This is a genomic window from Psychrobacter sp. DAB_AL43B (assembly GCF_900168255.1).
GTDB lineage: Bacteria > Pseudomonadota > Gammaproteobacteria > Pseudomonadales > Moraxellaceae > Psychrobacter.
In genome coordinates, this window is the sequence record NZ_LT799838.1 from 2,674,659 (window position 1) to 2,686,538 (window position 11,880).

An 11,880-nucleotide genomic window follows, 5' to 3' on the forward strand; every position below is an offset into this window, starting at 1 on the left:
TTACTTTTATAATAGTTGATAGCTACGACATATTTAGTCATTATCAATAACTTCTATCTTAATAGGGAAAAACTACGCTTTCCCTTGCTCTTTGAGCGTTTTCCACGCTTGATTGCGCAGATACTGTGGTAGCGCATGCGCGGCATCTGTACCACCTAACGTCATAAACTGGGCGATGCCTAATTGCCCTATTACTACTGCATCAGGCCAAACCTCATCATGGCTTATTTGTTCATCATGCAGGCTCAATAAACCAGCACCATTGCCGACGATAGCAATGTTAAGCGCTGTTTGACTGTCATAATCTAGCAACTGCTCAGTATTTTCGCCATTGTCTTGATTAACAGGCTGCATAATATTGTCTATTAGCGCATATTGCCCAAAATAAACCTGCTGCATACGCGCATCGAGGGCACTATATACGTGCGTCAAGCCGTACTTTTGGTAGGCAGATTGGGCAATCGCTTGCAAGCTTGAAACACCGACGCAAGGAATGTCATGCGCCACGGATAACGCCTGCACTACCGCTGTATTAATCCGAATACCACTAAAGGCGCCGGGGCCACGATTAAATATTAATGCTTTTATATCAGCGAGGCGCAACTGAGCCTCAGATAAAGCGGCATCAATCATCGGTAGGATTTGCTGCGTCTGCTGGCGCTTACCCGTTTCGGTATGACTCGATAGTACTTGACCGCTGGTATCTAAAATCGCGATCGAACACTGATCAAACACGGTATCCATTGCTAAAAACATCATAACCTCGGCTTATAGTCTTGGCGCTCTAAATTGGCTTGATAACTTAGTACGGTAAAAAGCACCAGCTTCATAAAACAGCGCCTATCATAGCATTTAGGGCAGACTAATTTTATTACTTTCTATGTTTTTCATGCTTTATCCATGAGAATATATCTAAATAGGATAGACGTAAAAAACCTCAACACCATTTAGCGTCGAGGTTTTATGAAAAGATACCGTAAATAGCTTTAAGTCACTTAAAAGCGTTTTTTGAAACTCTTAGGTGCTTGGCCTTGTAGCTCTTGCATCTGCTTTTGCATCTCTTCGGTACTTGGCATGTTGTTTGGATCAAGTCCCATCTGTTTCGCCATTTGCTGCGGATTCACATCTTTAACGCCGCCTTGCTGACCACCACCGCCGAATAATGGACCACCGCCACCGCCACCGCCTGCTCCAGCACCGCCACCCATCAATCCTTGCATCGATTTCATCATTTTACTGATGCCTTCAGGCTTAGAAATCATCTTCATCATTTTTGCCATTTGCTTGTGCTGCTTGAGCAAACGATTAACGTCTTGAATCTCACGACCAGAGCCAGCAGCAATACGGCGCTTACGGCTTGGGTTAATCTTATCAGGGTTTTTGCGCTCAAATGGTGTCATCGAATTAATTAACGCTTCCATTTCACGCACTTTTTCTTCAGGCTTAGCATCTTCGACGGCTTTTTGCATATCCGAGCCACCCATACCCGGCATCTTATCTAAGAAGCCCGCCATACCGCCCATACTTTTCATTTGTTGAAACTGGGTCAATAGATCCTCAAGGTCGAACTCGCCGCCCTTTTGCATCTTTTTCGCCATTTTTTCGGCTTTATCACGATCAATCTTTTGCTCAACTTCTTCGACTAGACTAAGTACGTCACCCATACCAAGAATACGTTGGGCAATACGTTCAGGATGGAACAGCTCTAGCGCGTCTAGCTTTTCACCGCGACCTAAAAACTTGATCGGCTTACCTGTGATAGCGCGTACAGAAAGCGCCGCACCACCGCGCGCATCACCGTCAGTCTTGGTTAAAATAACACCCGTTAATGGCAGCGCATCGTTAAAGGCTTTGGCAGTATTAGCCGCATCCTGACCAGTCATCGCATCAACGACGAAAAGCGTCTCAGAAGGATTAACCGCAGCGGTTAACGCTTTGATTTCATCCATCATGGTCTCATCAATAGCCAGACGACCCGCTGTATCAATAATCAAAATATCTTGATATTGAATTTTAGCCTCTTCAATAGCTCGTAGCGCAATATCAATCGGGTTTTCGTCGCTACTTGAATTAACGAACTTGGCATTCACTTGCCCAGCGACTTGTTCAAGCTGCTGAATCGCTGCTGGACGATAGACGTCAGCAGATACTAGCATAACCTTCTTTTTATGACGCTCTTGTAGGAATTTAGCCAGTTTACCAGCAGTGGTGGTTTTACCCGCACCTTGCAAACCTGCCAAGATATAAACCACTGGTGGCTTGCCGGTCATCTCTAACTGCTGATTGGCACTGCCCATCATCTCAGTCAGCTCGTCATGGACAATTTTGACAAATGCCTGTCCTGGCGCCAACTCTTTGAGCACCTCAGCACCAAGCGCTTGCTCTTTGACACGCTTCACAAAATCGCGGGTGACAGGTAACGCCACATCGGCTTCTAGCAGCGCCATACGTACTTCGCGTAAAGTGTCTTTGATATTGTCTTCGGTCAATTGCCCTGTGCCTGCGATATTGCGCAGGCTCGATGATAAGCGTTCGGTTAAGGTATCAAACATAAATAACTCTCAGTTAAAATAATTCTCAGTTAAACCATTCAAATGGTCTATAAATAGTATTAGCGTATATTATAAAATATTGGGTCGCGCTTTTATAAAAGCAGTTATAAAAATCACTATAAAAAACAGCATATTATCAATACTATAGCATTAAGACGACTCAAAATTTATAGTCGGTCTACAAATAATGGTTTTGCCCATAATCGTTTTGCAATCAGGAATACGTAAGATGGTACTCAATTGACTGCCATTTTATGATAAATTGGATGATTGTTCTAATAATACCATTTTAGCATTAAATTGAGCGCTCATTTTTTAGCATTAAATTGAGCGCTCATTATGAGATGAGGTCTTTTATCTTGCAACTTGCATTCTTACTTGCTGGTGTGGCTTACCTCTTAGTCAGCATTCATATTGGTTGGGCGCTGATTCAAGATAAACCTATCCATAAAGGCACAAGCTTAAGCTTATTATTGGTGGGTATGTTGGCACATGCGACGCTACTCTACCCACATGTTGTCACTCTTTATGGGTTAAATTTTAACCTATTTAATATCATTAGCCTGATCAGTTTATTTTTCTTATTCTTTTATGTCATGTTCTGTTTGTACCGACCTATCGTGAGTCTGGGCATCCTCGCCGCACCGACCGCACTCATAGGTATGATAATCGGCTATATTGGCCGCGCGCCTTATCGGCCGCTCACTGATATCAGTATGGGGCTTGAAGCTCATATATTACTATCACTTGCCGCCTATTGTGTGCTGCTGATGGCGGCGGTGCAAGCGCTATTTTTGCGTCTGCAAATACGTGAGCTGAAGCACCAATCGATTCACCGTTTTTGGGTTAATAAACTGCCGTCCCTTCAAAGTATGGAAAGTCTATTATTTGATATGCTATTGGTAGGCTTTGTCCTGCTTAGCATCGCATTAGGGATTGGCTTTATTTACGTAGAAGATTTGATGGCGCAGCACATTGCCCACAAAACGGTGTTTAGCCTGCTATCGTGGCTGTTATTTGGGGCGCTGTTATTAGGCAACTGGCGTGCTGGATGGCGTGGCAAACGCGCTGCTAACATCACCATTTACGCTTTTATTTTATTAGCAATTGGCTTTGTCGGCAGTAAGTTTGTGTTAGAGATGGTGTTATAAGTAGTGCCTAATAAAAAGTCTGATAAAAAATATCGGCGGTCATCTCATTAGCGATACTTGTTAATTAGATAACCGCTTATCTAAATTTATGGATAGAAAACTTCTAATCAAAACGATTTTAATTAAAAACCACTGTTTTGTTTCCCGCTACAATCACGCGATTTTGTACATGCCAGTTTACTGCGCGTGCCAATACATTGCGCTCGATATCACGACCAATAGCCCGTAATTCCACAACCCCTTGACGATGGGTCACACGGTGCACATCTTGCTCAATAATAGGTCCTTGATCAAGCTCAGCGGTGACATAATGCGCGGTCGCCCCAATCAGCTTTACGCCTTTATCATAAGCTTGGCGATAAGGATCTGCACCAACAAACGCAGGCAAGAATGAATGATGAATATTGATAATCTGCATCGGCCAACGCTTCACAAAATCAGACGATAATATCTGCATATAACGCGCTAATACCAATAAATCATTGCCGGCCATCAATTGATGAATCTGCTCTTCTGCCTCTACCTTATTATCTTTGGTCACTGGTATATGATGAAAGGTGATGCCAAAATTCTCTACCGCTTGACGTAAGTCTTCATGATTACTGACGACAGAAGTAATCTCACAATCAAGCAGTCCGCGCTGATGTCGCCATAGTAAGTCTAGTAACGCATGGTCAAACTTTGATACTAAGATACCGACTTTGGTCTTAATGGCATTGTCGTGTAAGCGCCATTCCATATTATGGCGTTTGGCAACGGTATGGGCAAAGCTGGCTTCAAAATTATCAATAATCTCGCTCAATCCTGCTAAGACAAACTCTAAACGCATAAAGTATTGACCACCTTCATGAGCAGTTGAATACTGATCTAGAGTAATAATATTAGCGCCATAGCGATGAATAAATTCGGATACCGCTTGCACGATACCTGCTTGATCACGGCATTTAATCAATAGTGTGGCAGTATCAATAGCAGTGGTCATAGGTGGCACTTTAGATGCCTGTTGGAATGAAGTTTTCGGTGAAGCAATCGTTGCAGTGTCTGACATAGTTCGCCCAATTAGGATATAAGATTGACCAACTGCTATGAGTGCTATCAGCAGCATAGGAAACCGACTATTCTAATTGCTTTTACATAAATTTGCTGATTGAGTTGATTGTTTTTGGTTATTGAAATTATAATACAAAAACCCCCAACGCGAGGATTGGGGGCTTTTGTATTATAAAACTCTAAACTAATTTTTAAAAAAGCTGTACTGTAGTAGTTTTTGAAGTTGGTGCTGGTGTTGTGACTGATAATTTAATACTATCACCACTCGCACAGCCAGAAGTTGATACGGTATATAGAATATCTTCACTACCTTCAAAGAAGTTTTGATTTGTAGTACCATCCACCCGATTTAGATTTACAAGCTTAGGCACAGTTATATTACCATCTACTATATCAGACTCACAACTAAGATTATTATTAGGTGTTTTATCATTTACTGCAAGACTTAGCGTTGTACCAGAAGGCATAGATACTGTTCTTAGACTGTTACCATACATTTCAAATGAGATTGCTTCTGGTGTAACCCTGTAGTTATAAAAAGTTGGCGTATCGTTAGCAACACCCATGATAATTTGTTTGCGTAATACCGTCGCTAATGAGTCGTCGCATGTAGTCGGAATATTTATATTTTCAAGTACAAAATTTGGTAGGTTAGGTTGAGATAGAGTACTTGCAGCACAAGAAACTTGTTTAGCGTTATCTGGGAGCGCTCCTCTTTTATAAACAAATTCACCAGGATTATATTTCAGATCCTCATTGTCATCACGAAAGAAGTTACCAATATTATCTAACAGACTATCTATTCCTGCCGTATAGACATTGTCTCCATTTAAATCTGAATACGCCTTATCTCCTTCTACATATGCAATCACGCTAACTCGACCATTTGCAGGTCTCGGATTCTGTGAAGTAAATGTCACAGAACAATTGCCTTCAACTGTTGCGCAATTTGGAGTGATGGTGCCACCCTCAGCCACAAAGCTAACCACTGTACCATTAGGAACAAAGTTGCCTTGACGGTCAGTCAAATAAACTGACACACCTGAAGTATCAATAGCATTATCAGCTAGAACATTTTTTTCAAGTGCTAGTGTAATGCCTTTTTGCGTAGGTCTCCCTGTAGCAACAGCTATATTCTTAGCTGAAGCAGAGATAGATTTATCTGATTTTAATGTAGCTTGAATCTCTACTGGTCCAGGAATATTACCTGGATATAGATTTACAGTCACTCTTCCTGATGAATCGCTTTTTAATGTATCAGGATTTCTATTACCTTGCGAAATGAAATTAAAGTCAATGGGAGACTTAATTAAATCAAGTATTACCTCTTGATTGGCTGCTGGCACACCATTAGAATAAACTGTAAATTCAATCTGACCAGAAGATGATGAACCACTATCTTTTGCACCTAGTACTACTGACTCATTAGTAGAATATATAATATTACTAGCCTTTATAGCTTTAATATTAATTTCGATACTTTGAGCAGAAGATGTATTATTAGCTGTCACTGCCGTAATGGTCTGCTTACCTTCACATAAATTACCATTACTACCTATTGCTTTATAAGTTGAACTTATATTCCCCTGGTTTGAAGAGCTCACAATAGCGTTTTCAAATGATCCACAGGTCGCAGAAAAATTGACTGTCACATCATTTTGAAATTGATTGGTTACCGTGTCTTTAGTTTGCAAGGTAACTATAGTAGAGGCCCCTGACTCTAAAACACTTTCTCCTGTTGAAAAGCTCACTAAAGTAATATCAACCGACTGTAATGAGTAGTTATATTCAGCAGTAGTAGCAGTCATATCCTCATACTTAGCTGTGGCAGATAAACTATAGCTACTAGTATCATTGGAGGATAGTGGCACTACAGAGGTGGTTGCAACGCCTTCCGCATTAGTCAATACTGCACCGTTAGTTGTTCCAAACTTAACTCCTTCACCATTGAAGGTAACTAAGGCACCGCTTACCCCATTACCTTTAGAGTCTGTTACAGTTACCTTAGCAGTTGCACCTGCCGTCGACACAACTCTAGTGAGATTACCATTAGCATCTAAAAGCGACATCGGGCTGATCTTCAGCACATTTCCAATATTACCATTACCTATACCGCCACCATCAGTACCCGTACCTGGCTGGACACCCAAATCAGGTGCAGGTGCGACTATATCTGTGCCATCCCCACCACCACAGCCTGCCAATGCTAAGGCGCAAGTTAAAAAAGTGAGCTGAAACAACTTAGACGTAAGTGGTAGTGCGCTATATGACATTTTTGAACTCCGCAGCAGCAGTAATTTATCTGATTAAATATACACAGTCTTTCCATAGCCTGATATTGGCTTAGTAAAGATACATAGTTTTACAATAATAGCAGTTATATTAACAGATTGTATTAAATATATAACCGCAACTTTACTGACTTTTGTTATAACTTACAACTAAAAAATGAATCTTTACTATTAAATAATCAATAACATAGTGCACTCAATTCAGGGTATAATAGCGGTCGTTTAAACCAACAACTATCACAAAAATATTTGAGTATTCATTACTTTTATGGTATAAATGTCGGCTTTAAAATTTTCTGAATTGGTTTGCCTGTTATTTGCCTTTAATGACAGTAAATCAGCTCAACATTCATATAGTTTTGTTTGGTGCAAAGCTGCCGCTTGCTGTGTCCATGCCGCAAATACGTGCAACTTGCCCAGACTGGTATGAGAAAACCTCATACCTCATAGATTAGGAGTTCGCCATGTCTAGAGTTTGCCAAGTGACTGGAAAGCGCCCTATGGTGGGTAATAATGTTTCGCACGCAAACAACAAAACCCGTCGTCGCTTTCTACCAAACCTTCATAACCATCGTTTTTGGGTAGAGTCAGAAAATCGTTTTGTACGTCTACGTGTGTCTACCAAAGGTATGCGCATCATTGACAAACTGGGTATCGATAAAGTGCTAGTAGATTTACGCGCACAAGGTCAAAAAGTATAAGTGACTATTGGCAGTTTAATTAACTGATGATAATCGTTGATTAGACTGCTTTTAAGTGATACATCTATGAAATTCATATTTATTTCGTAGATGTATCACCACTTAATATTTTGGATCCATACCTATCGATTGAAGACCGCTCATTTACAGGAAAGCTATCATGAGAGATAAAATTAAATTAGTATCAACTGCTGGTACTGGGTATTACTATACCACTACCAAAAACAAGCGCACTATGCCTGGCAAAATGGAGATGAAGAAATTCGATCCAAAAATTCGCCAACACGTGCTCTTTAAAGAAGCAAAAATCAAATAATATCCATTTGTATAAATGGTTTTATTTGAACAAAAAAAAGGGTTTATCAATGGATAAACCCTTTTTTTATTGCTGAGATTTTGACTCTCTACTATTTAGCTGTTTGCTACTAATTTATACAGCATTAACTATAATGCGTCGGTTCTTTATCATAAACATGGGCATGCCATTGGCTCATCTGCTTTTGCATGATTACTTGAATCGCCGCATGAATCATATGCTGACCAATCGCTTGGGTATCACTACCTAATATCTCTTTTAGCTTATCAGAAAAATCAATCGTCATCAGCGGCGCTTCATCTTGTTCAGCGTCACGTAATAGCAATTTGCCATCGTCTGCTTCTACCAGCTCAAGGGTTGTCTCTTTGGCAAATCCTGCGAACTGATCTGTACTGTCATTATCTACTTCTATCTCATTATCAATATCGTATGGCATTAATGTTTTCCTTATTATCCCGTTTTATACCTGTAAAAAACGCGCTGATTCAACTTCCTAAAGCTACTGTCTTACAGTGATGCGGGCAAAACTATCTTACTCATACAATGGACGCTTTGAGCCTAGAATTCAAGGGCTGTCATACAAGTCTTTTGCACAAACAGGGTTTAACTGTTTCAGTTTTATAGAAGCCTGTCACTAATTAACGCCAGTAGCGCAGCTTTGCTAAGGTGAATAAGAACGCAACAAACATACCAAGGTAATAAACAAGCTTTAGCTCAAAAGTAGGGTCGCGATATTTGAATGGTAGCGCCACAGTGGCAGTAGCCGTTGGCAGTATCAATAACATCAGCAGCCAGTTTTCAAAGACGTGTAACCAGCCTTGCAGGTCAGTACCATGTCGTAGCGACGACAGTCCTAACAGCAAACAGCCAATAATTAAGCTTGTGAATAAACCATTTGGTAAGTCTTTTGGATAAATGATATTGGCAATATTGGTCGGTACTATTCTCATATAAAATTCCAGTCACGCTTATAGAGCATGACTTAACGATTAAAAAGTATATCAAAAACGGCTTATAGAAAATATTGCAATACTATATTTATTAAGCAGATTTATCTTTGCTGATAAAGGTTTAACTATAAGTACCCATCAACCATAGCATCGATATACAAGACGTTAAATAACCCAAGCTAATGGCATTCCAGCCCTCTATATGCATACCTTTAATCTTGTTAAGTATGCGTGAACCCACCCAAAAAAACAGGGGGATACCAAGCATAAATGCGGGCACTATCACCGCAGCGTGGCGTAATACCTCACCGGTATCATCACCTACCATCAAGCGAAAACCATAGCCTGCTAGACTTAAAACAAGCGCAAACACTGCCAAACCTATTGTAATACCTTTAGGTACTAAGCTAGGTGATTGCGGCACTTGCTTGGTTTCAGGTCGAATTTTAACGTTTTGGGTATTCATATTTCACCTTTACGTGATGTATCGTTATATATAATAAGTCAGACAACACATCTCAATATAATTGATTCATTATTCAATATAATGGTTATGAATTGCCATTTGCCAAGGCCAGCTCTTCGCGCATGGCATCGATAGCAGCCTTATAATCTTCTTGATTAAATATCGCGGAACCCGCAACAAACATATCAGCGCCTGCTTCCGCAATAGCTCGAATATTACTGGCTTTAATACCACCATCGACTTCTAATCTGATGTCACGGCCACTGGTAATGATGCGCTGACGGACTTGGCGAACTTTTTCTAGAGTACCCTCAATGAACGACTGACCACCGTAACCGGGATTGACGCTCATCAGTAAGATTTGATCTACTTTATCCATAACGTAGTCTAAATAATGTAATGGGGTCGCTGGGTTCAATACCAAGCCACATTCTGCACCGCCATCTTTAATCAGCTGCAAAGAGCGATCAATATGCGTGCTGGCTTCTGGATGGAAAGTGATGATACTCGCACCCGCCTCTAAGAACTGCTCAATCATACTATCGACAGGGCTAACCATGAGATGTACGTCAATTGGCGCCTCAATCCCATAGTCACGCAGCGCCTTGCAAATCATACTACCAAACGTTAGGTTGGGTACATAATGATTATCCATCACATCAAAATGTATGACATCGGCACCTGACTCTAATACTCTGTCTACTTCTTCGCCCAGTTTGGCAAAGTCGGCAGATAAAATAGAAGGAGCGATTAGATATGGCTTAGAGGGACTGATCATGATTGAGCTACCTAATTGATGTTTATACATTGATAGTTATATAAAAGTTTAATAAAAAAACTGCTGTCGGTGTTAGTAATCTCTACATATCTAACGTAACCATGCTAATCAAAAGTACTAAATAACTAGCGTGGCTTATATTGAGTTTTACAGTAAGCGCGACCTACTTCAAAGCCTCGTTTTGCTTGGTGCTTGGTAGCACGATTGCTCACGCGCTGACGCCATAATCGAAAAGACGATGGTTTTAGCTCTTGACGCATGAGCTTAATAACACCAGCTTCATTAAGACCGTAGCTATGCTCTATCGCCCCAAACGGCGTTCTATCTTCCCAAGCCATCTCTATTACACGTGAAACTTGCGATTCATCAAGTACTCTATCGCCAGCTTCATTGACTGATTGGGCGATAAATTCATTTGAGTTAATAGGATTGGTTTGCTCGCCATTCAAATTGGCATTAGCATTAATATTAATATGGGTACGCTGCTTATTTTTTAAAGCCGCATCCATATCGGCTTGCATAGTCGCAAGCGCTAATTGAGCAGCATTAGAATCTGCTAGCTGAACGCCTGCTTTAAGGACTGTTAAATCCTGATAACTTGCCATAAGAACAACCTTGTAACTATAAAACAATATAGCGAAATAATAATGCGACATCAAAACCTAGTTAAGCTGTGCCTTGCGCCAGTGATGTTCGATATGATCGTTAATAACGCTCTGAATAAAATAATAGCTATGGTCGTGACCTGCCTGATAACGTAAAGTTAAGGGCTGCTTGGCTTTTTCACAAGCCTGTTGTAATTTAGACGTTTGCAACTGACCTTCTGCTAAAAACTCATCAGCAGCACCTTGGTCGACCAAGATACTCGAATACTGCTGACCGACTTGTTCAATTAACTGTGAAGCATCTGCTTGCGACCACAAGGATGTATCATCACCGAAATACTCTGCATAAGCTGCCTGACCCCATGCTGATTCACTGGCCGCGCACACTGGCGATAAAGCTGAGACGCTGACAAACTTACCTGGGAATTTAAAGCCCAATAATAAAGCCCCGTGACCGCCCATCGAGTGCCCTGTGATACCGATACTATGAATCGGAAACTCTGAGCGCAGCAAATCGTATAACTCATCGACGATGTAGCTTTGCATATTGAAGTTTTCTGTCCAAGGTGCTTGGGTGGCATCGACATAGTAGCTTGCGCCTTGACCGACAAAATAGCGCTCGTCGTTTGGCACTTCATTGCTATCTCTACTGTCAACGCCGCCACTACTTCTAGGAGACGTGTCAGGCGCAATAAATATCATGCCAAGCTCGCTACATTTTTGTTGAAAATGGGCTTTGTGCGTGACATTATCGGCATTACAAGTGAGACCTGATAAGTATAAAATCGCCGGACAACGCTGCCCTGCTAGCGCTTCATCAGGCAGATAAATACTAAAGGTCATCGTCGTTTTGGTAGACGTTGATTGATGGCTATAGTAATGCTGTTCACCATCAAAGCAGCGATTGACACTTTTTTGCGTGAGCTGGGTGTTGGCTGATAAACTGTGATTATAAGAATTATTCATGAGCAGTATCCTTTTTTATCCAAGGTAAAATAGCAATGGCTTATAAGAAGTACT

Annotated in this window: 13 protein-coding genes; 3 read left to right on the plus strand and 10 right to left on the minus strand. The window is 41.0% G+C overall.

Features of this window, described 5'->3' with window-relative positions:
* Positions 1-72: 72 nt before the first annotated feature.
* Both tsaB and ffh read right to left on the minus strand, forming a co-directional pair.
* Positions 73-756: a tRNA (adenosine(37)-N6)-threonylcarbamoyltransferase complex dimerization subunit type 1 TsaB gene (tsaB, locus tag DABAL43B_RS11375; protein ID WP_079693108.1), complete on the minus strand. Its 684-nt coding sequence runs from the start codon at positions 754-756 to the stop codon at positions 73-75.
* A gap of 239 nt (positions 757-995) precedes the next feature.
* On the minus strand, positions 996-2,552 hold the full coding sequence (gene ffh, locus DABAL43B_RS11380) for a signal recognition particle protein (RefSeq protein WP_079692479.1): 1,557 nt from the start codon (positions 2,550-2,552) through the stop codon (positions 996-998).
* A gap of 344 nt (positions 2,553-2,896) precedes the next feature.
* Here ffh and DABAL43B_RS11385 point away from each other — a divergent pair, with 344 nt between their 5' ends.
* Positions 2,897-3,703 (plus strand): inner membrane protein YpjD, encoded by an 807-nt coding sequence (locus DABAL43B_RS11385; protein ID WP_079692480.1) that lies wholly within the window; start codon positions 2,897-2,899, stop codon positions 3,701-3,703.
* Positions 3,704-3,821: 118 nt separating this feature from the next.
* On the opposite strand, the gene purU is transcribed toward DABAL43B_RS11385, so the two are convergent.
* Positions 3,822-4,685, minus strand: coding sequence for a formyltetrahydrofolate deformylase (gene purU / locus DABAL43B_RS11390; protein WP_171996394.1), 864 nt, complete (start codon positions 4,683-4,685; stop codon positions 3,822-3,824).
* A 259-nt stretch (positions 4,686-4,944) separates the two neighbouring features.
* Entirely contained in the window at positions 4,945-7,026 is a 2,082-nt protein-coding gene (locus tag DABAL43B_RS11395; RefSeq protein WP_079692482.1) for a hypothetical protein, read from the minus strand.
* A 482-nt stretch (positions 7,027-7,508) separates the two neighbouring features.
* Between DABAL43B_RS11395 and rpmB the strand changes: the two genes are divergently transcribed.
* Complete coding sequence (gene rpmB / locus DABAL43B_RS11400) at positions 7,509-7,745, plus strand: 50S ribosomal protein L28 (RefSeq protein WP_011280972.1); 237 nt, start codon at positions 7,509-7,511, stop codon at positions 7,743-7,745.
* Between the two features lie 160 nt (positions 7,746-7,905).
* Positions 7,906-8,061, plus strand: a complete 156-nt coding sequence (gene rpmG, locus DABAL43B_RS11405) for a 50S ribosomal protein L33 (RefSeq protein ID WP_062533708.1) — start codon at positions 7,906-7,908, stop codon at positions 8,059-8,061.
* A 124-nt stretch (positions 8,062-8,185) separates the two neighbouring features.
* Here rpmG and DABAL43B_RS11410 read toward each other — a convergent pair whose 3' ends face one another.
* The 6 genes from DABAL43B_RS11410 to fghA form a co-directional block, all read right to left on the minus strand.
* Positions 8,186-8,497, minus strand: coding sequence for a hypothetical protein (locus DABAL43B_RS11410; RefSeq protein WP_079692483.1), 312 nt, complete (start codon positions 8,495-8,497; stop codon positions 8,186-8,188).
* Between the two features lie 202 nt (positions 8,498-8,699).
* Entirely contained in the window at positions 8,700-9,011 is a 312-nt protein-coding gene (locus DABAL43B_RS11415) for a hypothetical protein (protein WP_079692484.1), read from the minus strand.
* Positions 9,012-9,132: 121 nt separating this feature from the next.
* Complete coding sequence (locus DABAL43B_RS11420; RefSeq protein ID WP_079692485.1) at positions 9,133-9,477, minus strand: hypothetical protein; 345 nt, start codon at positions 9,475-9,477, stop codon at positions 9,133-9,135.
* 85 nt (positions 9,478-9,562) lie between these two features.
* A complete protein-coding gene (rpe, locus tag DABAL43B_RS11425; protein WP_079692487.1) occupies positions 9,563-10,255 on the minus strand; it encodes a ribulose-phosphate 3-epimerase in 693 nt (230 codons plus the stop codon).
* Positions 10,256-10,380: 125 nt separating this feature from the next.
* A complete protein-coding gene (locus tag DABAL43B_RS14545; protein WP_274903994.1) occupies positions 10,381-10,662 on the minus strand; it encodes a TIGR03643 family protein in 282 nt (93 codons plus the stop codon).
* Positions 10,663-10,917: 255 nt separating this feature from the next.
* Positions 10,918-11,826 carry an S-formylglutathione hydrolase gene (fghA, locus tag DABAL43B_RS11435; protein ID WP_079692489.1) on the minus strand — a complete coding sequence of 303 codons (909 nt, stop codon included), beginning with the start codon at positions 11,824-11,826 and terminating at the stop codon, positions 10,918-10,920.
* Positions 11,827-11,880 lie beyond the last annotated feature (54 nt).